The sequence below is a fragment of the Planotetraspora phitsanulokensis genome (assembly GCF_016863295.1).
In the GTDB taxonomy this organism is placed as follows: domain Bacteria; phylum Actinomycetota; class Actinomycetes; order Streptosporangiales; family Streptosporangiaceae; genus Planotetraspora; species Planotetraspora phitsanulokensis.
This window is the reverse complement of record NZ_BOOP01000030.1, coordinates 145,020-168,672: the sequence shown is the minus strand read 5'-3', so window position 1 is coordinate 168,672 and position 23,653 is coordinate 145,020. Positions and strand designations below refer to the sequence as shown.

At 67.8% G+C, this 23,653-nt stretch carries 26 protein-coding genes and 1 pseudogene; 15 read left to right on the top strand and 12 right to left on the bottom strand.

Features of this window, described 5'->3' with window-relative positions; all coding sequences use genetic code 11:
* Nucleotides 1–63 precede the first annotated feature (63 nt).
* Complete coding sequence (locus Pph01_RS30605; protein WP_204076633.1) at nt 64–465, top strand: hypothetical protein; 402 nt, start codon at nt 64–66, stop codon at nt 463–465.
* A 401-nt stretch (nt 466–866) separates the two neighbouring features.
* Here the strand turns inward: Pph01_RS30605 and Pph01_RS30600 are convergent, their stop codons facing one another.
* The 3 genes from Pph01_RS30600 to Pph01_RS30590 form a co-directional block, all read right to left on the bottom strand.
* On the bottom strand, nt 867–1,946 hold the full coding sequence (locus Pph01_RS30600) for a CU044_5270 family protein (protein ID WP_204076632.1): 1,080 nt from the start codon (nt 1,944–1,946) through the stop codon (nt 867–869).
* Complete coding sequence (locus Pph01_RS30595) at nt 1,943–2,551, bottom strand: RNA polymerase sigma factor (RefSeq protein WP_204076631.1); 609 nt, start codon at nt 2,549–2,551, stop codon at nt 1,943–1,945. Before Pph01_RS30595 ends, Pph01_RS30600 begins: the two co-directional genes overlap by 4 nt.
* A gap of 711 nt (nt 2,552–3,262) precedes the next feature.
* Nucleotides 3,263–4,507 (bottom strand): YncE family protein, encoded by a 1,245-nt coding sequence (locus Pph01_RS30590; RefSeq protein WP_239117134.1) that lies wholly within the window; start codon nt 4,505–4,507, stop codon nt 3,263–3,265.
* 195 nt (nt 4,508–4,702) lie between these two features.
* Between Pph01_RS30590 and Pph01_RS42955 the strand changes: the two genes are divergently transcribed.
* Nucleotides 4,703–4,975, top strand: a complete 273-nt coding sequence (locus Pph01_RS42955) for a hypothetical protein (RefSeq protein WP_239117133.1) — start codon at nt 4,703–4,705, stop codon at nt 4,973–4,975.
* 18 nt (nt 4,976–4,993) lie between these two features.
* Here the strand turns inward: Pph01_RS42955 and Pph01_RS43750 are convergent.
* A pseudogene (locus tag Pph01_RS43750) lies at nt 4,994–5,119 on the bottom strand (helix-turn-helix domain-containing protein); the annotation flags it as partial.
* 1,064 nt (nt 5,120–6,183) lie between these two features.
* Between Pph01_RS43750 and Pph01_RS30585 the strand changes: the two are divergent.
* Nucleotides 6,184–7,233: a hypothetical protein gene (locus Pph01_RS30585; protein ID WP_204076629.1), complete on the top strand. Its 1,050-nt coding sequence runs from the start codon at nt 6,184–6,186 to the stop codon at nt 7,231–7,233.
* A gap of 562 nt (nt 7,234–7,795) precedes the next feature.
* Complete coding sequence (locus Pph01_RS30580; protein ID WP_204076628.1) at nt 7,796–8,281, top strand: hypothetical protein; 486 nt, start codon at nt 7,796–7,798, stop codon at nt 8,279–8,281.
* 159 nt (nt 8,282–8,440) lie between these two features.
* On the opposite strand, the gene Pph01_RS30575 is transcribed toward Pph01_RS30580, so the two are convergent.
* The gene (locus Pph01_RS30575; protein ID WP_204076627.1) at nt 8,441–9,253 is read right to left on the bottom strand and encodes an aminoglycoside 3'-phosphotransferase; all 813 of its coding nucleotides are present in this window, start codon (nt 9,251–9,253) and stop codon (nt 8,441–8,443) included.
* A gap of 70 nt (nt 9,254–9,323) precedes the next feature.
* A complete protein-coding gene (locus Pph01_RS30570) occupies nt 9,324–10,052 on the bottom strand; it encodes a hypothetical protein (protein WP_204076626.1) in 729 nt (242 codons plus the stop codon).
* 113 nt (nt 10,053–10,165) lie between these two features.
* On the opposite strand from Pph01_RS30570, the gene Pph01_RS30565 reads away from it, so the two are divergent.
* Nucleotides 10,166–10,750, top strand: a complete 585-nt coding sequence (locus Pph01_RS30565) for a mycothiol transferase (protein WP_204076625.1) — start codon at nt 10,166–10,168, stop codon at nt 10,748–10,750.
* Nucleotides 10,751–10,755: 5 nt separating this feature from the next.
* Here the strand turns inward: Pph01_RS30565 and Pph01_RS30560 are convergent, their stop codons facing one another.
* The 5 genes from Pph01_RS30560 to Pph01_RS30540 all read right to left on the bottom strand — a co-directional run bounded on the left by Pph01_RS30560 (nt 10,756) and on the right by Pph01_RS30540 (nt 14,148).
* The gene (locus tag Pph01_RS30560; RefSeq protein ID WP_239117132.1) at nt 10,756–11,049 is read right to left on the bottom strand and encodes a DUF6204 family protein; all 294 of its coding nucleotides are present in this window, start codon (nt 11,047–11,049) and stop codon (nt 10,756–10,758) included.
* Complete coding sequence (locus tag Pph01_RS30555) at nt 11,037–11,690, bottom strand: TetR/AcrR family transcriptional regulator (protein ID WP_204076624.1); 654 nt, start codon at nt 11,688–11,690, stop codon at nt 11,037–11,039. The genes Pph01_RS30560 and Pph01_RS30555 overlap by 13 nt, the downstream gene beginning before the upstream one ends.
* A gap of 78 nt (nt 11,691–11,768) precedes the next feature.
* Complete coding sequence (locus tag Pph01_RS30550) at nt 11,769–12,767, bottom strand: hypothetical protein (RefSeq protein WP_204076623.1); 999 nt, start codon at nt 12,765–12,767, stop codon at nt 11,769–11,771.
* A 221-nt stretch (nt 12,768–12,988) separates the two neighbouring features.
* Nucleotides 12,989–13,501, bottom strand: coding sequence for an HAD domain-containing protein (locus Pph01_RS30545; protein WP_239117131.1), 513 nt, complete (start codon nt 13,499–13,501; stop codon nt 12,989–12,991).
* Nucleotides 13,498–14,148 (bottom strand): TetR/AcrR family transcriptional regulator, encoded by a 651-nt coding sequence (locus tag Pph01_RS30540; protein ID WP_204076622.1) that lies wholly within the window; start codon nt 14,146–14,148, stop codon nt 13,498–13,500. Before Pph01_RS30540 ends, Pph01_RS30545 begins: the two co-directional genes overlap by 4 nt.
* 64 nt (nt 14,149–14,212) lie before the next feature.
* Between Pph01_RS30540 and Pph01_RS30535 the strand changes: the two genes are divergently transcribed.
* The 5 genes from Pph01_RS30535 to Pph01_RS30515 all read left to right on the top strand — a co-directional run bounded on the left by Pph01_RS30535 (nt 14,213) and on the right by Pph01_RS30515 (nt 16,945).
* Nucleotides 14,213–14,659: a hypothetical protein gene (locus Pph01_RS30535; protein ID WP_204076621.1), complete on the top strand. Its 447-nt coding sequence runs from the start codon at nt 14,213–14,215 to the stop codon at nt 14,657–14,659.
* Nucleotides 14,656–15,066, top strand: a complete 411-nt coding sequence (locus Pph01_RS30530) for an ester cyclase (protein WP_204076620.1) — start codon at nt 14,656–14,658, stop codon at nt 15,064–15,066. The genes Pph01_RS30535 and Pph01_RS30530 overlap by 4 nt, the downstream gene beginning before the upstream one ends.
* A 208-nt stretch (nt 15,067–15,274) precedes the next feature.
* Nucleotides 15,275–15,796, top strand: coding sequence for an EF-hand domain-containing protein (locus Pph01_RS30525; protein WP_204076619.1), 522 nt, complete (start codon nt 15,275–15,277; stop codon nt 15,794–15,796).
* A gap of 241 nt (nt 15,797–16,037) precedes the next feature.
* A complete protein-coding gene (locus Pph01_RS30520; RefSeq protein ID WP_204076618.1) occupies nt 16,038–16,583 on the top strand; it encodes a MarR family winged helix-turn-helix transcriptional regulator in 546 nt (181 codons plus the stop codon).
* The gene (locus Pph01_RS30515; protein ID WP_204076617.1) at nt 16,580–16,945 is read left to right on the top strand and encodes a hypothetical protein; all 366 of its coding nucleotides are present in this window, start codon (nt 16,580–16,582) and stop codon (nt 16,943–16,945) included. The genes Pph01_RS30520 and Pph01_RS30515 overlap by 4 nt, the downstream gene beginning before the upstream one ends.
* A gap of 24 nt (nt 16,946–16,969) precedes the next feature.
* Here the strand turns inward: Pph01_RS30515 and Pph01_RS30510 are convergent, their stop codons facing one another.
* On the bottom strand, nt 16,970–17,563 hold the full coding sequence (locus Pph01_RS30510) for a TetR/AcrR family transcriptional regulator (protein WP_204076616.1): 594 nt from the start codon (nt 17,561–17,563) through the stop codon (nt 16,970–16,972).
* Nucleotides 17,564–17,649: 86 nt separating this feature from the next.
* Here Pph01_RS30510 and Pph01_RS30505 point away from each other — a divergent pair, with 86 nt between their 5' ends.
* From Pph01_RS30505 to Pph01_RS30485, 5 genes are all read left to right on the top strand, one after another.
* Complete coding sequence (locus Pph01_RS30505; RefSeq protein WP_204076615.1) at nt 17,650–18,468, top strand: class I SAM-dependent methyltransferase; 819 nt, start codon at nt 17,650–17,652, stop codon at nt 18,466–18,468.
* Between the two features lie 265 nt (nt 18,469–18,733).
* Nucleotides 18,734–19,744 (top strand): aldo/keto reductase, encoded by a 1,011-nt coding sequence (locus Pph01_RS30500; protein ID WP_204076614.1) that lies wholly within the window; start codon nt 18,734–18,736, stop codon nt 19,742–19,744.
* A 239-nt stretch (nt 19,745–19,983) separates the two neighbouring features.
* Nucleotides 19,984–21,060 carry an LLM class flavin-dependent oxidoreductase gene (locus Pph01_RS30495; protein ID WP_204076613.1) on the top strand — a complete coding sequence of 359 codons (1,077 nt, stop codon included), beginning with the start codon at nt 19,984–19,986 and terminating at the stop codon, nt 21,058–21,060.
* Nucleotides 21,057–21,674, top strand: a complete 618-nt coding sequence (locus Pph01_RS30490) for a CE1759 family FMN reductase (protein ID WP_204076612.1) — start codon at nt 21,057–21,059, stop codon at nt 21,672–21,674. The genes Pph01_RS30495 and Pph01_RS30490 overlap by 4 nt, the downstream gene beginning before the upstream one ends.
* Nucleotides 21,675–21,800: 126 nt before the next feature.
* Nucleotides 21,801–23,642, top strand: a complete 1,842-nt coding sequence (locus Pph01_RS30485; protein ID WP_204076611.1) for an AfsR/SARP family transcriptional regulator — start codon at nt 21,801–21,803, stop codon at nt 23,640–23,642.
* Nucleotides 23,643–23,653 lie beyond the last annotated feature (11 nt).

Here is a 23,653-nt window from a genome sequence, read left to right as displayed (position 1 = left end):
TCACGGCCGGGGCGTTTTTGATCTTCTTTGACGGCAACGCGCCTCTCATCAGAGGAGCAAGTCATGGGCTGGCGGCTCTTACGATCTCGGAAGGCGGGTGTGTCGGCTCAGGATGCGGTGCGCCACCTGATGGGCATGGGCTTCATGGAGATACGTTTCACCACGCACCTCATACGCCGGGAGATGCAAGAGGAAGGGCCGAGCAGCCCGCTCAGCTATATCGAGCGCCTAAGGATGATCGCGGACGTCTGCCACAACCTTCCGGGCGATTTCAGGTGGAGCAGTGATCAGGAGCGAGAGCGGCGAGCGGTGGAGAGTCTGAGGTTCCACCTTCGAGGGCTGGTGTATGACGACCCAGTTGACAGCCAGGCAGCCCAGTGGGTGCGCACGCAGCTGGATGAAGTCGGATTCGACTATCTGCCCCTTCTCCCAGAACAGGTGAGGGCCCGGCTCACGGAACAGTGAACGCCCGGGTCGACAGCCCCGAGCGTTTCGCTTTCCGGCCCGATGCTCACCCGAGGGCAGCGCCAAGCTTGCCGAGGGCCTTGGGCTCCTCGTCGAGCGAGGAATGAGCGTAGATCGAGGGGATCAGGGCAGCGAGGTGCATGCGGGGCCGTTCTGGAACCGAAATCGCTTCCTTCGTAGTTGAGGAAGTGACGGTGACGAGATCGTTCAGGGCGTGATGGGGATTCTGGCCTGAGTGATCCGGTGGGCGGTGATTCTTTCGGTGGTGTCGAGGGCGTCGGGCAGCGGACTCGTTGCGTCGGCACATTGTGAGAGGTGGGTGACTGCGCGGCGCCGGCTCGATGGAGGGCCGAGCCGGCGCCGGTTTACCGCCTATCGGCGGTGGGGCCTTGTGAGCTTGGTCAGCCGACGTGGCCGAGCGGGTAGTTGGGGACGGTGTTGGTCCAGCCGTAGGAGACCACGGCCTCGTAGCTGGTCCTGCCGGCCTTGGCGGTGGGGTTCGTCTTCCCGGGCTTGACCAGGGTTTCCGTGCGGGCCAGTACCCGTCCGGTGATCGGGTCGATCACCAGTTGGTGGTCGACGACAGTACCGCCCTCGGCCGTGACCCGGTGGACGATTCCCGTGCCCGGGCGGCCCAGCGGATCGGTGACGGAGCCGATGACCTGCAGTCCCGGCTCGGTGGCCAGCACGCGGTAGGCGGCTCCCAGTACCTTGGACGAGACTGGAGCCGAGCCGATTCGCTGGAGGTGGCTGAGCATCCACTCTGTTCGGTCGATATTGGCACCAGGAACGGAGTTCACCCGGCGCAGTTCCTCCAGCAGGAACTGCCGCAGCCGCTCGGGGTCGTCCGGCAGCGTCCGCGTATCGACCGGCTTCAATCCCTCCCAGGCCGCCAGTCTGAAGGCCTCCCCGCCCGATACTTTGACCTTCTCCCAGCGGGTCGGCATTTTCACCGGCGGCTTGGTCGCGTCCAGATTCGCCCCTTCGGCCCGGTTCGGCAATGCGATGGGGCCGTCCTCCGGGGCCGGGCCGACGATGCGGCTCTCCAGATCCCGGCTGGCGATCCATGCGTCCTTGCCAGGGCCGGCGTCCCAGATCCCGATCTGCTGGATCTGATATTTGGTGTACTTGCCGACGATGACCTCTCCGCCGTCCTGCGTTACCACTGACCAGTACTTCCCCTTGGTGAGGGGTGTTCGTTCCACCTTGGTCGCCGCGGAGAGCAACACCATCTGGGCCGTCTGCGGCGCCGCCCTTGGGGCTGGATCGTCGGCACCGGCACCTCCCAGCCCGGCCATCGCAAGTACCGCGGCGGCCGCCGCGGCTGCCAGCCCGAGCCCGGCGGCTCCCCATCGGGGCAGGGACAGCCGTCGCCGACTGGTCATGTCCTCTTCGAGGCGGCCGAACGCCTGCGCGACGGCCTCGGGAGTGGCGAGCGGCGGCTCTTTCGTCAGCTCCCGTACCAGTTCGATCTCGTTCATTTGGGTGACTCCTCTGTGAGGTGTGTGGGGTCGACCCCGCCCAGTGCGGCACGAAGCTGCTTTCGAGCCCGGTTCAGCCGGGACGCCACCGTGCCGTACTTCAAATCGAGCGCCATCGCGACTTCTTCGTAGGTGAAGTCGGCCAGCGCCACCAACAGCAGCACGTTGCGATCGCCGGGCGAGAGCGCGGCCATCGACTCGGCCAGTTCCCTGCGTACGCTTCCTGCGCTGACCTGTGCCGTGACCCGGTCCTCTGGGCCGACGGTGGACGTCTCGGCCGGCGTCTTGGCGATCATCCGGTAGACGCGCTGCTCAGCGCGTAAGTGCTGGCCCACGAAGTTGGTCGCGATGCCGTACAGCCACGGCCGTACGGCACCGCGTGCCGGGTCGAAGCGTTTGCGCCTGCGGAAGGCGGCCAGGAACGTATCGGCCGCGACGTCATCGGCGACATCAGTACCGAGCCGCCGGGCGATGTAGCGACGTATCTCTTGGAAGTAGCGGTGGAAGATCTCGCCAAAACATTCGGGCTCACGCCACGACGCCTCGATCACCGCGGCGTCGCTCAGCGGCGCGGCCGCGGCGTCGGGTGCGTGACTCAATCTCATCTGATGTCCTTCGCTGCGGCGGTCGGTCAGCTACTTCTTTGCCGCTCGCCCCCTATCCCTTCACGCCCGCGACGCGGGTTCCAATCCGCGCAGCGCTGCGGTATGACGCTCGCGGGCCGGCGCTGGGGTGATCAAGGAGAGTCTGGTCGCTGGCATTGCCGGCGGACGTGTGGCAGGCGTGCGAACGATCTGGATCGGCCGTGAGACACGGCCTGATCATGCGCACGGTGACGCCCAGGTGATCGACACGGCCCGCGCGGGATATGTACGGGATGATCTTCGGTCGCTGTCCGGCGGTTCAAGGCGTAACCACAGGTCAGTGGCTACACGACGGTGTGATTCGCAGTGTTCTTGAAAACCGCTAGGCCGGGTGACCGGTCTTGTGGGTTCGAATCCCACGCTCTCCGCTCAACCTCCTGAAATGGTGCCTGACCAGCGCGATCGCTGTCGTCAGGCACCGTTTGTCGTTTCTGGGGTGCGCCACCGTAAGCGACCCGCGGCCGCTGTCGGCCGCCCCCTTTCTGACGTGTCTTCCGATGAAGACACGTCAGAAGAAAGAGACGGCCGCATGAGTGTGTGGTCGGATTATCAACCCGTTATCAACGAACGGACGGGCTCAAAACCATTTCGGATGGAGTGTGTCAGCCGTCGGCATTCATCGGTCCCGGGATCAGCGACGCTGCTCCGAGGCCGCGTGTGGCCCCGACGTCGTCAGCCGTGTGTTCCGGCGGCATTCAGGGCTTTGGTGATCGCAGGGTGATCCAGAATATGTTGCACGAGAGTGTCGACGTCGTGCAGCTTCTTGTCGATCTTTCCTGGGTTGCTCGTGGCGACGACGCCGCCGAAGTTCTCATTCCTACTCTTGACGATGCCGCCGGCCTCTTGCTTGCTGGAGGTCGAACTCTTCGCGACGTTTCGCTTGCGAATCTTCTGAACCACGGGGACCTCGCCGATCGCTATTCCCAAGGGTCCCGCCGCGCCCGGGAGGGCGAGGGTGGTGACGAAGGTGTTGTTCGTGGTGTTGATCACCGACGAGTTGTTGGAGCCGGAGTTGGCCGTAAAGGCGCGGGTGCCGTCGCGGTTGATCGCTATCGCGAAAGGCTGGATCGCGTTCTGGAGGCCGATGTTGGAGACGAAGGAGTTGTTCGTGATATTGATCACCGACACGTTGCTCGAGCCGAAGTTGGCCACGTAGGCGCGGGTGCCGTCGGGGGTGATCGCCACCCCTTCGGGGGTGGTCGCGTTCTGGAGGGCGATGTTGGTGACGAAGGTGTTGTTCGCGGTATTGATCACCGACACGTTGTGCGAGGTGCTGTTGGCCGTGTAGACGCGGGTGCCGTCGGGGGTGATCGCTATTCCGAAGAGATCTGTCGCGTTCTGGAGGTCGATGTTGGTGACGAAGGTGTTGTTCGTGGTGTTGATCACCGACACCTGGTTCTCGACCTGGTTGAACTCGTTGGTCACGTAGGCGCGGGTGCCGTCGGGGGTGATCGCTATTCCGCTGGGACCGACCGCGCCCGGGAGGGCGATGTTGGTGACGAAGGTGTTGTTCGTGATGTTGATCACCGACACGTTGTTCGAGCTGCCCTGGTTGGCCACATAGGCGCGGGTGCCGTCGGGGGTGATCGCTATTCCGAAGGGTCCGACCGCGCCTGGGAGGGCGATGTTGGTGACGAAGGTGTTGTTCGTGGTGTTGATCACCGACACGTTGTTCGTCCCGAAGTTGGTCACGTAGGCGCGGGTGCCGTCGGGGGTGATCGCTACTGCGAGGGGCTGGTCTGCGCCCGGGAGGGCGATGTTGGTGACGAAGGTGTTGTTCGTGGCGTCGATCACCGACACGTTGTCCGAGCCGCGGTTGGCCACGTAGGCGAACTCTCGAACCTGCGCGGCGGCCACAGCCGGGGCAGGCACGGCCATCAACGGCGCCAGCCCGGCCGCGATGGCCGCCGCGGCCACCAATGAACGGACGCGGGACCGTCCCTCGCGCCCGTGGCGCCGACCGGACAGTTCCGGACGGCCATTAACTACCGGATTTCTCCTCCAACGCGTACACATTGGGGACCTCCTCTGATCAACTGAGACAGGTCTCGTTGTACGTCTGGACGCACCGCGCCCTGGAATGCGGCACGCCAACTTGCGCACTCGTTGCCGATGATGGGTACGGCGGTCACCGTCGAGATCGACGGCCCACCGCCTGGGTTTTCGCCGTCCCGTCTGATGGAACAGATGTGCGCCCGGCTGCACGAGGTGGACCGGCGCTTCAGCACCAATCGCTCCGACAGCGAGGTCAACCTCCTCGACCATGCGGAGGAGGCGCAGGTGCCAGGCGATCGTGTCGGGGCTGGCGTCCAGGCCCTGGTCGGAAAGGTGCTTACGGAGTCGGACGATCAGTTCGGCCGTCTCGGCCGTGATCGCGGTCGGTGAGGTGTTCGGTCTTCTCGACCGCGGCTCGAACGCCGCCTCGCCTTCGTCCCGGTAGCGGGCGACGAGCTTGGACACCCACCCCTTGGACACCCCGTACACGCGTGCGACTTCTGCCTGAGAGCGGCCCTCGACGACAAACCGCAGTGATCACAAGCCTGGCCTTCGACACGGCCAGACACTGGACCGCCGCAGTTTCCTATGTCTGGAGACATGCGTTTCCTATGTCCTGTACCAGCACACCACGCTCTCCGCTCAATCTCCTGAAACGGTGCCTGGCCAGCGGATTCGCTGTCGTCAGGCACCGTTGATCATTTCTGGCCTACGCAACCGTACGTCGCCAGAACGCACACCGTGAAATTTGGGCGTCGAGCTGGTCGCGGTGGCGGACTACCTTCGTGGCCGCTGCTGAGCTGTCGAAGGTCGGGCACGATACGGGCAGTGGCACGGTGGCCTTACTGGAGCCGCTCGCGCGGTCATGTCGTGGGATGCGGCTGGCGCAACGGCCGTGGCATCCGCAGTGGCTGCACCGGTGGCGCAAAATGACGGCGATATGGCAGCAGCTCACATTGTGTGGAGATGCGCGCCTTGCGCGTGCAGCCGACGCCCTTATCAATGCGGCATTGGAATTGGACGATGAGTGAGACCCTCAGCGGAGCCTTTTGGTCATGAGGTTAGGACGTCGTCAATCCTGCGGTTGGCTATCTCCGAGCCGCCGTCAATGCATTTGGCGTAGACACGGAGGAGGACATCTACTCCGTGGCCGGCACGCTCAGCCACCTCCGGAGCAGCAACGCCCGCGTTGAGCCAGAGGCTTACAGCGGAGGCTCAGATCAGCACCCCGCCGAGCAGTAGGGGTGGGGTCGCCGCGATCAACTGGATCATGGATGCTCCCCTCGATCCGACGGGGCGGCTCAATCTTCGTGCACCGTAAGGATCGGAATACGTGCTATTGATAAAAGGGCAAGAAGCTCAACACCTCCTTGATTATTTCCATCCAAATCCTCTTGATTATTTCAAATCAACAGGAGGATTTCGTGTCAAGCACTTCGTCTCGGCGCCAAGTACTCGTTGGTGGCGCCCTAGGAGTAGGAGCGCTGGCCGGCGCGGCTAGCGGCGTCGGACCGGCCCTTGCCTCACCCAAGGCGCTTCCACCGGTCAGGACCCGCCCTCGCCCGGTCGCCCCCGTCAACCAGGCCGTCGCGGACCAGATGCCACTGGCGTACAAGGTCATGCCGCAGCAGGCCGTCGGCGTCGATCTGGAGAAGGAAATTGCCATCCACACGATGGCCGACATCGACGACAAGCGCGTCCGATTGATCGACTACATCTGGAAGGGCGCCGGCCTGCCCACCACGATGCCGAAGGTCGAGCCAGGAGTCGCCCTACCCGCCGCGATCGCCGACCTTACCGGCGTACGGCAGACCACCAAGCTCACCATCCCACTGCGGTACGGCGTCAAGGCGACCCAATACCTCCTTACACCCACCAAGGTAGGGACAAAGCTCCGGCTCGCCATTTACCACACCGGCCACGGCGAGAACCCGATCATCCGGGTACGCACCGTCCAGGCGCTGCTGGATCTCGGCTACGCCGTCCTCTGCTCCGACATGCCCTTCGTCGGCTGGAACGTCCAACTGATCCAGGATCTCAACGATCCGAAGAAGTACGTCGACATCAGCTCCGGCACGAGGGCCCACAACAGGTTCGACACCTACGAGACGTCGTCCTTCTCGGCCATGACCTTCTTCCTCGAACCGCTGGCCGTGGGCATCAACTACGCCCAGCAACTCCTGCGCCCCCAGTCCATCTCCATGATCGGTCTGTCCGGCGGTGGCTGGACCACGACGGCGTACGCCGCCATCGACACCCGGATCACCCGCAGCTACCCGACTGCCGGGACGTTCCCCTTCTACCTGCGCCCCGGCCCATCGAGGGAGTCCACGGGCGACTGGGAGCAGGGCGGCATCGAGGGCGCTTCCGTTCCCGGCTTCTACGCGATCGTGAGCTTCGGCGACCTCTACGTGATGGGCGCGGTAGGTCCGCGTCGTGCCCAGCTGCAGATCCTCAACCGGTTTGATTACTGCTGCTTTGCTGGGGTGGGAGCCCGCAGCTACGCGCCGGTGGTCAGCCACCGCGTCGCCCTCATCGGTCAGGGCACATGGGATCTCCTCGAGGACGCCACCCACAATCAGCACCAGGTTTCCCCGTACGCTCTTGAGGTCATTCTGTGGGATCTGGAGACCAATCCACCGGACTGACCAGGAATATCAGCGCGGCATCGCTCGATGATGACGCCTCACGTAGTCGCGGGCATGACTGTCCGTACGCCTCAGCGAGGATCGAGCGCGGGCAGCCGGTACGCCGGACGGAGCTGCCCGCGCCCGGCCCGCGGGGCAGCCGCACTGGCACCGCGCCGTGGTCAGGTCAGGCCAGCGGCAGCCCGCTCAGTCCGACGGTGACCTCATGCAGGCCGCGGATCAGATGCGCCGCATCCATCGCCGGCGACAGCCAGCCCCGCCACCGCCCCGAGTACGGCAGCGTGCCGAGCGGCTACCCCTCTTGGCGCAATCGGCAGGCTGGGCAGGTGCAGCCAGTTCCACTGCACCTCCCCGCCCGGCTCGTGGACGGTGATCGCCACATCCCGGCCCTTGGCCTGCTGTGATCCAGTGCCATCGCCCCAGGCGAGCCCAGCAGACCGGCTCCTACGGCTCAAGCCCGGCCGTGACCTATGGCATCCAATAACTGAGGAACCACGACCAGGTTGCAGTTTCCTATGTCCTGAACCAGCACACCACGCTCTCCGCTCAACCTCCTGAAACGGTGCCTGACCCGTTGATCGTTTCTGGTGCGCATCAGCTCCAGGAGGCTCGTCGCTTCGCCCTTGGGGGCTATCGTCGCGTGGTGCGCCACCTCACGAGAGACTTCGCCGCGGGAGCCCTTCGCCGCGGCAAAGAGATCGAGCAGTTCCTCGAAGCCTTCGAAGAGGACGGGCGGAGAGGGCTGAAACATGCCGCGATCTGGGATAACAGGTCGGGCTGCTTCGTAGTGCGCCTGTGGATCGTCGAGGAGAACCCGGGTCCCACGTTCCTTCCTATCGATGAGTTCCTCGCGTTCTATGACGTGGATGACGAGCAGGAAGGTGGACGGCACGTCGGCACGGCGGACTCACCGGGGGGCGCCATTGAACTTGCGGCCCAGAAACTCGGAGCTCATCCGGAGCGCTGGGTTAATCAAGGAGTCTTGTTCGATGAGTACTACGACTACGTGAAACAAGGACGCCCCCTTGGCCGGTGGTCTCACGAGTAGGTCCGCCGGCTTGCTCCCCGGGCGTCACCGCGGCGGATGCGGACGACCCCGGCTGTTGGACGCGGACGTGGCACGCGCTATTTCGGCCTCGGACCGGTACGCCGATGTCGAGCTGCGGGCGACCGTCATGACCCGAGCAGGTCGGCCCCGGCGATCGGGTCAGGCCATGTCCCAGAGCAGGCGGTAGTAGGCGATGCGTTCCTGGTCCGGGGCGATGCCGTACGCGTCGTACACGATGCCGTCGTAGCCCGGGCCGTAGTTCCATTCCGTGCTCCACGCGGCCACCGCCAGGTCTGCCCAGCGGTCGGCCACTCCGAGCGAGCCCAGATCGACGTGCGCGGAGAACCGCCCGTCGTCGTGCAACAGGGTGTTGGGGGCGCACGCGTCCCCGTGACATACGACGAGGCGGTCGACGGCGGGGGGCGCTCCGATGCGCGCCCGGGCGTCGGAGAGATCGAGATGCCGGTGCTCGGGGAACCAGTCGATGGGGCCCTGACCGGCCGCGATGCGTTCGTCGGTTCGGGCGATCCGCCGGTCGATGCTCCAGTCGAACGGGCACTGCTCGACGGGCAGGGCATCGTGGAAGGCGCGCAGCCCTCGCCCGATCGCGGCGGCCGCGGTGGCCGGGTCGGCCACCCATCGCGGCACCACGGCTGACAGGCCGGGGACCGCCGCAGTGATCAGCCATGATCCGTTGGCGTCCGCCCCCTGCTTCACGACCTGCGGAACGGTCACCCATGGTCGTGCCCAGGCCAGGCGCTCGGCCTCGCCGGCAAGGTCGATCTCGGGGGTGCCGGCGGGGGTCCATTTGACGTAGCGGATGCCGCAGCTCCCGTCGTCGAGCCGGAACGTCAGCCCGCCGAGTTCGTTGCGCCAGACCGGGGTGACGGCGTCTTCCCCGGCGATGGTCGCGACGATGGCGGGGACGTCAACGGGCCCGGTCGGGATCTCGGAGGTGACGTTGCGGCTCACGGGGAGCGATTCTCGCGGAGGATACGAGGCGACGTCGAGCCGTGGCAGGCGGCGTCGGCGATGACGCCCGTCATTCGAATATCTGACCGTACAGGGCGAACTCGGCGAGATCGTCCCAGGTCACGGTCTCGATCGAGAGGATCCCGGGGTCCGGGGGCACATCCGGGTGGACGGGCCCGGGCACCGGGACGCGTGTGCCGTCGGACTCGTCCCAGCCGCCCAAGCCGCCGGCCATCCCGCATTCGAGGTAGCTCGCCGGGTCGAAGTTGTACCAGCGGCACGGTGTCGCCCGGGCCGTCGAGGTCCGCGGCGCGTCCACGCCGAAGAAGGCGTGCTCGCCGGGCGGTTGCAGCGCGAAGTCGTCCAGGTCGGCGATCTGGGACAGGATGACCGCCTCCCAGCGCGCGAAACCGGTCATGGTCTCCTCGGGCGCGAAGCCGTCGCGCGCGGCGACCGGCGCGGGAGTCAGGGTGGCGGCCGCCGTGAGCGTCGCGGCGACCTCGTCGAGCGGGAGCCGGTCACGGTCCCTCCGCGTACGGCTGACGCCGTACAGCGCCCGCAGATACTCCGACAGAGTGCGCCCGCCGGCGGTCAGCGCCTCACCCAGACCGATGACCCGGGTGTACAGGTCGCGGTTGGTGAGGAGCACGGGATCCCCGGTCACCCAGTAGATCTGCTTGTGCGGGTGTCCGGCGTCGAAGGCCAGCGCTCTGGCCAGTGCCGCTATCCGGTCGTCGTAGCGCGCCACTTCGACGCTGTTGCCGTTGTCGTCCTGCCGCCAGACCGACCATGTCGTCATGTGGAGATCATCTCTTGGCGTCGGATCCGGTCAGGACTCGGCCAGTCCGGATCCGTGCAAGATCGCACAGGTTCCGGACGGAGAACGTCCGCAATGCTGTCTACGGTGGCGCCATGACCAACAGCGACACTCCCTGGGAACCACCCCTTGCCGGGACCGAGGTCGAGCACCTCGTCGGGGCACTCGACCGTCTGCGCACGACCTTCCGCTGGAAGGCCGACGACCTCGACGCGGCGGGCCTGCAGGTCCGCATCGGCGCCTCCTCGCTGACCATCGGCGGCCTGCTCAAGCATCTCGCCGCAGTGGAGGACTACACCTTCACCGCCAAGCTGCGCGGGGAGCCGATGGGCGCGCCGTGGGACGCCATGAAGCACGACGGCAGGGACGACTGGGAGTTCGTCTCCGCCGCCGATGACACTCCCGAACAGCTCTACGCACTCTGGGACGGCGCCGTCGAACGTTCTCACGCGAGGCTGAGCGCAGCCTTGGCCGACGGCGGGCTCGACCAGCCCGCCCACGTGTCCTGGCCCGATGGTCGCCATGCCAGTCTGCGCCGGATCGTGTGTGACCTGATCGAGGAGTACGGCAGGCACACCGGGCACGCAGACCTGCTTCGCGAGGCTGTGGACGGACTGGCCGGTGAGGACCCTCCGGCCGGATGGCATCCCAAAGCGGGCCCATCCCGTCTGAGTAGCTGACTGAATCATTGCCGGGGAGGCCGGCGGATCTTGATGGTGCGCATGTCGGTCACCGCGACGCGCAGCACGTCGTACGGCTGGCCGTAGGCGTCGAGCGCCGCGAGGGCCCGTCGGGTGGCGTCCTGCTCGCCGTCGTCGGGCATGGCCGGCACCTGGCAGCGGAAGGTGAACGCCGACAGGGTGCCGTCGTGGGTGAAGGCACCTTGCTCGCTGAAGGCGAGTCCGGATGCGGCGAGCACGGAGGCGCGGCCGGTCTCGTCGAGATCGCCGAATCGGCCGGAGATGATCACTCTGAACACCGTGGTTCCTCTCGGATGGCGTAGGTGAGGATGCGTCCGCCGAGCAGGTCCTCGGCGGTGTCGAGGATGTCGAGGACGGCCGCGGCGATGGTGCGAGGGTCTTCGCCGGCGGCGGTGCGCCTGCCGATCTCGGTGTAGACGAGCTCGTGCAGGGCGCCGACCTGCCAGGCCACCACGCGGGGCAGCGGGTCGGCGGGGCCGGTGTCGGTCTCCTCCGCGAGTACGGCGGTGAGCGCGTCGGTCATCTGTCGGCCGAGGTCCTCAAGCCGGGCGGTCAGCGTGGGTGCGGCCCGCATCATCACGAAGACGCGGCCGAACCCGTCGGTCAGGCCGAGCCTGCGGTCGCGGCGGCGCACCTCCTCACGCAGCGTTCGCAATACGGCCGGTACGGCGCCTTCGCCGGGCCTGCGGTCGCGCACCATGTCGGCGAGCCGTTGCGCGGACGCCTGGTCGGGCGGCAGGACCAGGTTCTCCTTGGTCTCGAAGTAGTTGTAGACGGTGTTGGCCGAGACCCCGGCTGCTGCGGCGACCTCGGCGATCGTGACGTGCTCGAAGCCCCGCTCGGCGAACAGCCCGATGGCCGTATCTGAGATGTGCCGCCGTGTCTCGCGTTTCTTGCGTTCCCGCAGCCCTTCGGTCATGCGAGAAACTTTAATCGGACTCCATATTTAGAGTCGACTGCATTATTCGCCTCGGTAGTACGGGACTTCAGCACTGGCTCACGGGCCGGATCCACTACCTACGGCGTCGCCGAGCGGTCGCCGGCTTGCTCTGGGCAGAGGGCAGTCCGGCCTGGTCAGGCGGTAGTAGGAGGCTGCGGCGACGAGCAGGCCGACGCCCCACAGCGTGTACCCGAACATCTCCATCGACACTTTCCAGACCGTGGCGTCGGCCAAGTTGCCCTTGCCGAGGACCCACGCCGTCATCCCGGCCAGACCGAAGTAGCCGGTGAGGCTCGCGCCGACGAAGAAGGCGGGGCCGAGGACGAGCCATCGTGGCACCCCGCGCCCGGCCAGCGGCACCACCCAGCGCGGCCAGATCCGGCCCCAGCGATGGACCAGTGCCAGCGGCAGCAAAGTGCCGGCGAGGACCAGCAGGACGACGAAGAGCGTGAACGGTGAACCGAATGCGAGCGGCGACGGCCCGCCCGCCTCGAGGTCGTCGACCACTCGCGCGGTCACGCGAGCCGCGCACCCGGCGACCGCGACGTAAGCGGCGAGACAGGCCCACCTCGGGGTGGGTTCAGTGCGATGTTCCGGCGAGCGGCCATGGACCCGGCCGCAGCCGGAGCAAGCCCGTCGGACCCGGTGCTGCTCGGCGACGGCGCAGGCCAGCGTCAGCGCGCCGCCCGTCGTACCGGCCGCGCGGGTGAGCAGGCTCGCCCAGTCGTCGTACTGGCCGAACAGCATGGCGGCGAGGCTGATGGCGAGCATGTAGGAGTACAGAATCAGGCCGACGCCGGCCACCCATGCGGCCACCACCAGCGTCCATCGCACGTGCGCCGCCCAACTACGTTCGATTCCCCCTGCGATCAGCGAGCACACGACAGCGGCCGAGAAGGCGAGCGTCACAGCAGCCCACCGGCCGGGCGAGAACGGTTCGTCAGGAGGGGCGAACGGCGACCCGGGATCGGCCAGCCACCACACGTGGGCCGCACCGTAAGCGAAGGTCCACGCCGCCGCCGCACGCGGCCACCATCGTGCAGATCTGAGCGCCATGTCGTCGACTCTTCCGGCCGGCGACGCAAGACGGTTCCCCCTGATGGGGGAACGTCATCCCTCATCAGGGGGAACCGTCGTCGCGCCCTTACGTTGACGTCCAGTCGATCGGCACACCAGCGGCTCAAGCACCAATCATCCACTTATGCGCGGATGTAGAAGGCGTCGCAGGCCGTCTTCGAGCGTGTCCTCCGGGGTTCGGTTCGCGGTCGGGCATGCGGTCAGAGGTGTGCCAACCAGTCGGTGATGACGGCGAAGTCGGTGTGCGTGAGACCACGGCGAGGGTCGACGCGATGGAGGTGAGCCCGTCCGGGATGGTGTGCGAAGACCCAGGTTCGATCGGCGTCGGTGATTTCGTCGTCCACCCAGACGAACGGCCGCCCAGCCGCCCACTCGACCAGGCCACGGGTCTTCCAGTGCAGTGGGCCGTCGTCCTCCGCGTCCGGCCAATCCACTATCGGCAACTCGGGCAAGCCGAGTAACGGAGCAATCACTTCGTTCGCATCGGCCATCCATGTCGTCGCCCACACCAGGTCGCAGGGCAGCGCCGACAACTGGGTACCAAGCCGGGGATCGATCCTGGCCAGCAGCGGATTCGAGCCTGCTTGTGGTGCCATCCCGGGGTGCTCATTGAAGGGCAGTTGCGGTGCACCGAACGGGATGAGTGGTCCGTCGACGTCGAGGAACAGCAACGGGCGGTCTGCATAACCGGGCATCGGCGCCGGGCCGGTCATGATCCATTTAGTGGTGCGGCGGGTGTCGTAGCCGGCAGGAGTAGCTGGTTGAGGGTGTCGCGCAGCCAGTGTTCGCACCGGTCGTACGGCCAGCCGTGTTCGGTGTGCAGTTGCGTGTAGCTGTCGGTGGACAGCAGCACCGCGATCGTGGTGGCGGCGGTCGCGGTGTCCAATCCGGGGCGTAGGGCGTTGAGTCGTGCGAGGCGTCGGGCGCAGGCGGTGGATCCGTCGCGGTGGCGGGCGGATCCGGCGGCGTACGCGGCGGCGAGGTCGGCGTCGACGTGGGCACCTGAACGCAGTCCGGCGATGATGTCGTGGCAGCGCTCGTTGAGTTGGCGGGTCAGGCGCACCACCAGCGAGATGACCTCGTGGGCGTCGTCTGATCGCTGCATCTGCGCGGCGAGTTGCGGGATCTCGGCGATGGCGTCCACCTCGTCGAGCATCGCGGTGATCAATTGCGGTTTCGTGCCGACGCTGGCGTAGATCGTTTGTACGGCCACGCCCGCCTCCCGGGCGATGTCGGCGACCGAGGTGTGCGCGTATCCATGCTGGGTGAACAGCTTCGACGCGGCCAGGATGATGTCCCGGCGGGTCTGGGCCGCCTGGATCTGGCGTCGATTGGGCCGGGAACCGTCTTGCGCCGCCACGCCGTTCACCTTAATCTCATTCTAGTCACCGTAATGTCGTTCTAGTCACCTGAGTGAGTAGCCAATGACGACCCTACCGACCCCCGCCCGCGCCACTCGGATCACTGCGGCGTCCGCCGCCGGTGTCGCCGCCCTGGCGGCCTTCGCCCTCGGCCGCGTGATCTGGCCGGACCCGCCCGGCGCGATGACCCCGTCGGCGGATCTCCTGCCCTACTTCCTGATCCTGTCCGTGGTCGAGTCGCTGCTGTTCGGCGCAGGCGTCGCGTACGCCATCGTCGGTCTGCCCGCCGCGCGACGCACGGCCAGATCCTCCGGGCAGGCCTGGGCGCTGTATGTGAGCGTCTGCTTCATGCTGCTGAGCTGGTGGCCGCACGACAACCTGCACCGCGTCCTGGACCACCACGACTTCGCGGGCCTGGCCCGCATCGAGTACCTGTTCCACGTCCCGCTGATGGCCGGCGCCGCATGCGTCGCCCTCTACACCCTGCAAGCTCGCCGGGAGGCGCGATGACCAGCCATGAGGAGATCATCCGCGGCGTCTACCGCGAGCTGTTCGAAACCGGTGACACCGACCTCGCCGACCGACTGGTGACCACCGACTTCGTCGACCACGCCGCGCCGCCCAGTCCCGCTCCGCCCGGCCCCGACAACCTCAAGGCCGTCGTCGCGTTCCTGCACTCCGCGCTCGGCGACATCCGCTACGAGGTCCACGAGGTGCTGTCATCTGGTGACCGGGCCGCCTATCGGGCCACCCTCACCGCCACCCAGCATGGTCCGTTGTTCGGGCATCCGCCCACCGGTGGACGGTTCAGCATGCAGCAGATCCACATGGTCCGCTTCGACGGCGACCTGATCGCCGAACACTGGGCCTGTCGTGACGACCTCGGCGCGCTACGCCAGCTCGGGCATCTGTCCTGACCGCTCGCAACACGCCGTCGATACTCGCTCGTCCCCGAAGAGAGCACCGTGACCATCCTCGTCCTCTGATTGGCCCGCACGGGACCAATCAGAGGACGCCGTCGATCTGCCGGCCCACGGTACGTAACGGATTCGTCACTCAAATGAGTATGGTCACCGATAGTGACCGCCCTGAACCATGAAGTCTCCCGAAAGAACGGAGGCGGATGTGGCCAGTGAGTTCCAGCGCAGAAAGGTCATCGGAGTTTTCCGCACGATGGATGTGGACGGAGACGGCCGACTGACCGAGGCCGATTTCCAGGCGCTCGCCCAGCGCTGGAAGGCAGTCGCCGGACCCGTCGATCCGGAGCGGCTCGCTTCCATCATGACCGGCTGGTGGCCGGTGCTCCGATCCGCCGCGGGCCCGGACGACGTCGTCACCCTCGACGAGGTGCTGCTCGTCGTTGAAAGCCTCGGCGACATGGCGGACGCGGTCTCCGGTACCGCCGACGCGATGTTCGAGGCGATCGACCTCAACGGCGACGGCCTCATCTCCCGTTCGGAGTACGGCGCGCTCATCGAGACGTGGAACGGGACGCCCACGGCGACCGATGAGATCTTCCCCCGTCTCGACCTGGACGGCGACGGCCACCTCACCCGCGACGAGTTCCGTACTCACTGGACAGAGTTCTGGGCGGGCGACAACCCGAGCGCTCCCGGGACCTACGTCTTCGGCGCGTTGGTGGAATAGCCCAGGGCGGCGTCACCGCCTGGTCGAGTCTCGCCCTTTCCCGCGGGGCGATTGATCCAGCGGCATTGAGCCGACATCGCGCCCGTGCGCCGACACGGGCGCGATGGGTTTCGCAGGTGGCTTCCGCCGGGGCCAGCCCTACCTCGCCCCATGAAGTCTCGCAATGGAGGCGTGGGCGCCCGGGGCGGCCGCGCGCAGGCTTCCCAATTTATGGAAGTACGTACTAAAGTAGTGCCTCACTATGAATGAGGTATCTAAAGTCATCTCCGACGCTGACGGCCTGCTCTTCGACGCCCAGGCAAGGGCCGCGCTGGCCCAGTTCATCGGCGACGACGACACCCTTGCCCTTGAGGCGGCCGCAGCCGTACGCACCGCCTTCCACGCCATCGAACGCATGCGTGCCCACGGCACTGAAGATCGCGGACTCAGCTCGGGAGCACTGGACGTCCTGCTGCGCCTGAGCGCCTCGGCCGACGGGATGACCATCGGAGATCTGGCCCAGTCGGCTGGCGTGAGCTCCCGTAACGTCACCGGGCTGGTCGACACCCTCGAACGTGACGGCCTGGCGCAACGGAGCCCCGCACCCCACGACCGACGCTCCGTTCTGGTCAAGATCACACCTGCCGGACAGGAATGGATCGAGAACTTCCGGCGGCCGACCCAGGCCGCCATGGCGGCGATCTTCCGGGATTTCGCCCCCGCGGAGCTGGCCCAGCTACGTCATCTGTGCCTGCGACTCGCCGACAACCAGCACAAGCTCGCCCAGTATCTGAACGGAGTCCGATGAGCACCACCGCGCAGACGGTCCGCGGTTACCACGACGCCAGGTTCCGGGGTGACGTGGCCGCGGCGGCCGCGTACGTCGCAGAGCCCTTCAGCTTCCGCAGTCCGTTCATCAGCTCCACCGACCCGGTCGGTCACCTGGCCGGACTGCCGGAATTCGTCAAGATAGTCACGGACGTCGACCTGATCAGCGAGCTGTACGGCGAGGCCGAGGCCACGCTCGTCTACGACGTCCACACCGCCACTCCTGCCGGCATTCAGCGCACCGCCGAGCACTTCCGCCTTGACGGCAACGGCAAGATCACCGCCATCACGCTCATCTTCGACGCGGCGCCATGGCAGCCGATGGCGCAGTTGATTACCTGACGTCCCGGCCGGACGGAAGAGCCGTCACGCTCCTTGCATGACGGCTCCGATGGCCGTGGTCACGACCTTGTGGACGGCGTCGGCCTCCGGCGGGACGCCTTTCCGGTCGGCGAACAGCAGGTGTCCGGTTCCGATCAGCATGGGAGCGAGCATGTCGACGTCGGCGTCCGACGTGATCCGGCCCAGCTCGCGCTCGGCGGTGAGGTAGGAGGCGATCATGGCCGTGGCTTCCGCCAGGAGGGGGACGCCGGTCGGCCTGGACTGACGCAGTCGGGCGCGCAGGTCGTCTCGTGAGGTGACGAGGCCGACGATTGCCACGGCGACCGACTGGAACAGGTCCGTCAGCGCGGCGGTGAGGTTGCCGGCGACGGTGCCGGTTCCGGCGGATTCGCGCAGGGCCGCGGCCTGCCCGTCGATCCGGGCGACGCGGTCGAGAACGAGTTCGGCGAGGAAGGCGTCGAAGTCGGTGAAGTGCCGGTGCAGGACGCCTTTGGCGCAGCCCGCCTCGGTGGTGACCGCCCTGCTGGTCAGCGCGTTGGGTCCGTCCCGGAGCAGGACGCGTTCGGCAGCGTCGAACAACTGCTCGCGGACGTCGCGGATGGCCACCCCTGTCGGCACCGGGCATCCCTCTTTCCTTGCCGGACTCGCGTGAACCGGGCCTGGCGAGATTGACGAGTGGGCATGTGCCCACTCATAGTGGGCACATGCCCACCATACCTTTCGGCCAGCAGGAGCCTCACAAGGACCGGCAGCGGGCGGAGTCGTTCGGCTCCGACCCCGAACGCTACGACCGCACGCGCCCCCGGTACCCCGATGCCATTGTGGACGCGGTCGTCGCCGGCAGCCCCGGCTCCGACGTCCTCGACGTCGGCTGCGGCACCGGCATAGACGCCCGGCAGTTCCAGGAGGCAGGCTGCACGGTGCTCGGGGTCGAGCCCGACGAGCGCATGGCCGACTTCGCGCGGCGCAGCGGCGTCGAGACCGAGGTGGCGACGCTCGAAGTCTGGAACCCCGCCGGCCGGAACTTCGACGCGGTCGTCGCCGGGCAGACCTGGCACTGGGTGGACGCCGTGGCGGGAGCGGCGAAGGCGGTGCGGGTGCTCCGGCCCGGTGGCCGGCTGGCGGTGTTCTGGAACGTCGCCCAGCCTTCGCCGGAGGCGGCGCAGGCCTTCTCCGCCGTCTATCAGCGGGTGCTGCCCAGCTCGCTGGCCTCGATGGCCTACCGTCAGACGGCTCCCGGCCGGGACGGATACTCGGCGCTGACCGCCAAGGCCGAGGACGGCATCCGTGAGGCGGGCGCGTTCGGCGATCCTGAGCGGTGGCGATTCGACTGGGAGCGGTTCTACACCCGCGACGAGTGGCTGGACCAGCTGCCCACTCACGGCGGTCACACCCGGCTCCCGCAGGCCCAGCTGGACGAGGTGCTCGCGGGCATGGGGGCCGCCGTCGACGCGCTGGGGGGCGGCTTCGCCATGCACTACGCCACGGTCGTGGTCACCGCGGCGCGAACCGGCTCTGCGTGAACCGGCTCTGCGTGAACCCGCCCCGCGCGAACTGGCGCTGCGCGAACCCGCCCCGCGCGAACCGGTGCCGCCTGACCTGTTGGACTCGATCGCCGGCTCGTCCTCGGCCGCCTAACCCCGCCGGGCGTAGATCGTGCGACCGAAAGGACCCAAATAGCGCCAAGGATGGCGCAAAGTCTGACTGGGGGATCTTCGCCCGGATGTTCAAGCGGATGGAACGTGGGAGAGAAACAGCACCCGCAACGTGCGGAAAGGGTTCACCGCCATGAGCATCAGGTCCTTCCTGCCAGGCAGTCTTGGCTTCGGCACCGCGCCGCTGGGCAACATGTACCGCGCCATCCCCGACGACGAGGCCGCGGCGACCGTCGCCGCCGCGTGGGACGAGGGCACCCGCTACTTCGACACGGCTCCCTTCTACGGCGCAGGCTTGGCGGAGATTCGACTGGGTGAGATCTTGGCCGCCCATCCCCGGGACGAGTACGTCCTGAGCAGCAAGGTCGGACGGCTCATCCTTGATGAGACCGAGGATCCGTCGGCTCGTGAACTCGGCGAGAAGGGCGGGTTGTTCGAGCACGGCCGTCCGAACAAGATTGTTTATGACTACAGTGCGGACGGCGCCCGCCGATCGATCGCCGACAGCCTCAAGCGGCTGAAGACCGACCGGCTCGACATCGTCTGGGTACACGACGTCGCCCCGGACTTCTGGGGGGACGAGTGGCTGGGCGCGTTCGACTCGGCCCGCACCGGCGCCTTCCGTGCCCTGCAGAAACTGCGTGACGAAGGCGTCATCAAGGGCTGGGGCCTGGGCGTCAACCGGGTCGAGCCGCTCGAGCTGACCCTGGACCTCGACGAGCCGCGTCCGGACGCCTTCCTGCTGGCCGGCCGCTACACGCTCCTCGACCACGAGCGCGCTCTTCAGCGACTGTTCCCTGCCGCTGAGGAGCAGGGCGTCGACATCGTGGTGGGCGGGCCGTACAGTTCCGGAATCCTGGCGGGAGGGACGCACTTCGAGTACCAGAAGGCGCCGGCTTCCATCGTCGCGAAAGTGGAGCGCCTGAAGGCTCTCGCCGAGAGGTTCGGCATCACGATCAAGGCGGCTGCGCTGCAGTTCTCCCTCGCGCACCCCGTCACGGCGGCGGTCATACCGGGCGCTTCACGGCCGAGCCGTGTGGCCGAGGACGTCGCCGCGCTCCGCGAGAAGGTCCCGGCGGCATTCTGGACGGCACTGCGTGAGGAGAAGCTGATCGCACCGGACGCCCCCGTGCCCACCGATTGACCGCGTCCCCTCGGTAGTAGGCCCGGCTGTCCGTCACGACCGCGTCCGCCGATCGCCCGTATCGCCTGGGTGCGACGGGGCTGTGACCAGCGGCGCGGCAGACGTGTACGGCACGTGATGCGGACGTGCAGCAGGCGTCAACGCCTCGGCGCTTTCATCGGGACGTGACCGGAACCACCGGTCGCAGACGACTCAGGGAGAGCCGTCGACGGCGACAAGTTCACGAACCGAGGGACGTCATGCATTTCGGCATCTTCACCGTGGGCGACATCGCGCCCGATCCCGCGACCGGGCGCGCGCCGACCGAGCATGAGCGCATGAAGCGGATGATCGAGACGGCGCTGAAGGCGGAGGAGGTGGGTCTCGACGTCTTCGCGATGGGCGAGCACCACAATCCGCCGTTCGTGACGTCCTCGCCCACCACGCTCCTCGGCTACATCGTCGCGCGGACCAGCAGGATCCTGCTGTCGACGTCCACCACGCTGATCACCACGAACGACCCGGTGAAGATCGCCGAGGACTTCGCGACGCTGCAGCACCTGGCGGACGGCCGAGTCGACCTGATGATGGGCCGGGGCAACACCGGCCCGGTGTACCCGTGGTTCGGCAAGGACATCCGCGACGGCATCTCGCTCGCGGTCGAGAACTACGCCTTGCTGCGCCGGTTGTGGCGTGAGGACGTGGTCGACTGGCAGGGCAGGTTCCGTACCCCGCTGCAGTCGTTCACCGCGACCCCCCGCCCGCTCGACGGCGTGCCGCCGTTCGTCTGGCACGGCTCGATCCGCAGCCCGGAGATCGCGGAACAGGCCGCGTACTACGGCGACGGGTTCTTCCACAACAACATCTTCTGGCCGAAGGAGCACACCCGGCGGATGATCGACTTGTACCGCACCAGGTTCGAGTTCTACGGGCACGGGCCGGCCGATCAGGCGATCGTGGGGCTCGGCGGGCAGGTGTACATGCGGCGCAAGTCGCAGGACGCCATCGCCGAATTCCGGCCGTTCTTCGACAACTCTCCGGTGTACGGCCACGGGCCGTCGCTGGAGGAGACCATGGAGCAGACGCCGCTGTCGGTGGGCAGCCCCCAGGAGATCATCGATCGGACCCTCCAGTTCCGGGAGGACTTCGGCGACTACCAGCGTCAACTGTTCAACGTGGACGGCATGGGCCTGCCGCACGAGGCGGTGCTGGAGCAGATCGAGTTCCTCGGAGGGGAGGTCGTCCCCGTGCTCCGCAAGGAGTTCGCGGCGTCGCGACCGGCGCACATCCCCGACCCGCCGACGCACGAATCGCTGAAGGCGGCGGGCGCCCGATGAAGCGCACCATCGCCGTCGTTTCCGGCGGGCTCGGCAGTCCTTCGTCGAGCCGGCTTCTCGCGGACCGTCTCGCCGCCGCCGCCGAGCGCGAGGTGCGGGAACTGGGCGACGAGGTCGAGGTGCGCGTGGCCGAGGTCCGCGACCACGCGCACGACCTGGTCGACAGCATGGTCAGCGGTTACCCCGCCACGGAGCTCAAGGGCGCGCTCGAAACGGTGGCCGGGGCCGACGGGCTCATCGCGGTGACGCCGACGTTCACGGCTTCCTACAGCGGGTTGTTCAAGGCGTTCTTCGACGTCCTGGACATGGTCGACGACAACGCGCTGGCGGACAAGCCGGTGCTGATCGGCGCGACCGGCGGCACCGCGCGGCACTCGCTGGTCCTGGAGAACGCGGTCCGGCCGCTGTTCGCCTACCTGCGAGGTGTGGTCGTGCCGACGTCGGTGTTCGCGGCGCCGGAGGACTGGGGCGGTACGGCCGCGCCGGATCTCCTGGCTCACCGGATCGACCGCGCGGCCGCCCAACTCGCGGTCGAAATCCACCGGCGTGACGCGCCGGTGGTCCGCGACCCGTTCGAGCCGACGCCGTTCGCCGACCTGCTCGGCGCGGGCTGACCTGCTCGCCGCGTCCGTTCCGATCGGCGCGGCTGACCCGCTCGGGTACGGCCTGACCTGGAATACCAGGCCGTACGCCGGCTGTTGCCGAAGTGGGCGTGCGGTCGGTTCCGGAGGGAGTCCTGGGTGGGCGAGCGGCTGCGGTTCGAGGTGCTCGGTCCGGTGCGCGCCTGGCGCGGCGACGACGAACTCGAGCTGGGCTCCCCACAGCAGCGGGCGATTCTCGCGATCCTCCTCTTGCAGGCCGGTCTGCCCGCCTCGCCCGACCAGCTGATCGCCGCGATCTGGGGCGGTGCCGCGCCGCGTGCCGCGGTCGGCGTGGTCCGGTCGTACGTGTCGCGGCTGCGCCGCGCCCTCGACCCCGGCCAACCGACAGCGGTGATCGAGTCCATGGGCGGGGGCTACGCGCTGCGGACCGAACACCTCGACCTCACGGAGTTCCAAAGACGGCTCGGCATCGCCAGGGAGGCCCGCCGTGCCGGCGACTCGCCCGCCGCGGCGACCGCGCTGCGCGACGCGCTCGCGTTGTGGCACGGCACCCCGCTCGCGGGGGTCAACGGCGACTACGCCGAGTTCGAGCGCGTACGCCTCGGGCAGTTGCGGCTCACCGCGATGGAGGACCTGGCGGCGGCCGACATCGAGTCCGGTCGCTACGCCGAAGCGGCCGCCGAGCTCGCCGAGGTGATCGCCGAGCAGCCGCTTCGGGAACGGCCGCGCGAGCTGCTGATGCTGGCGCTCTACCGGTCCGGCCGGCAGGCCGACGCGCTCGCGGAGTTCGGGCGGGTGCAGCGACTCCTCGCCGACGAGCTGGGGCTGGACCCGGGCCCGGACCTGCGGGAGATGCAGCGGCGGATCCTCGCGTCCGATCCCGCGCTGCTCGCCCCCGCCGCGCCGGCGCCCGTGGCTGCCACGACGTCACCAGGTCCCACCCAGTTGCCTCCGGACCTGCCGACCTTCACGGGCCGCGTCGAGGCGCGGTCCCGCATCGCCGACGTCCTCACCCCCACCCACGCGAGCGTCCCGGTGGTCGGCCTCGAAGGACTCGCCGGCGTCGGCAAGACCACTCTCGCCGTACATCTCGGGCATGCGGTGGCCGCGGACTTCCCCGACGGCCAGCTGTTCGTCGACCTCGGTACGGCAGGCGAGCCCCTGGCCGAGCTGTTGCGCGGCGTCGGCGTGCCGCCCGCGGGGCTGCCCGAGTCGTTCAGCGAGCGGATGGCGTTGTGGCGGACGTTGACGACCGGCCGCCGGCTGCTCGTCGTGCTGGACGACGCCCGCGACGCCGATCAGGTCCGGCAGTTGCTGCCCGGCTCCGGCGGCTCCGCGGTCGTCGTCACCGCACGCCAGCGGCTGTACGGCCTGGCGCACGTCCATTGGCTGAAGCTGACCGGGCTCGGCGAGGACGACTCGATCGCGCTGCTGGAACGGCTCATCGGCGCCGACCGGGTCCGCCCCGAGCTCGCGGACGTCCGCGACCTGGTACGGCGCACCGCCGGCCTGCCGCAGGTGCTGCAGGCGCTCGGTGCGCGGATCGCCTCGCGTCCGGGCTGGACCATCGCCGAGGCGAAGCGGCGGATCACCAGGCCCGGCCCCGGCTCGCCCGTGCTCCCGGCGGAGTGCCGGGCCATCGAGCAGCCGTACGCGTCGGTGATGGAGCAGTTGTCACCCGAGCAGGCACGGGCGTTCCGGCTGCTCTCCGTGACGGACCGCCCGGATGTCTCACTCGGGGCCGCGGCGGCCCTGCTGGATTTGTCGCTCGGCGACACCGCGGTGCTGCTGGAGTCCCTCGTCGACATGCACCTGCTGGAGACCGGCGACCTGGGTCGGTACTTCTACCACGACCCGTTGCGGGAGTTCGCCGGCAGCCGGGCTTTCGCCGACGACGGCCCCGAGGCGATCCAGGCGGCGCTGAGCAGGCTCGCCCAGTTCGACGGCGCCGGGGAGAGGCCGGTCCGCGTCGAGGTCTAGCCGGTGGCCGA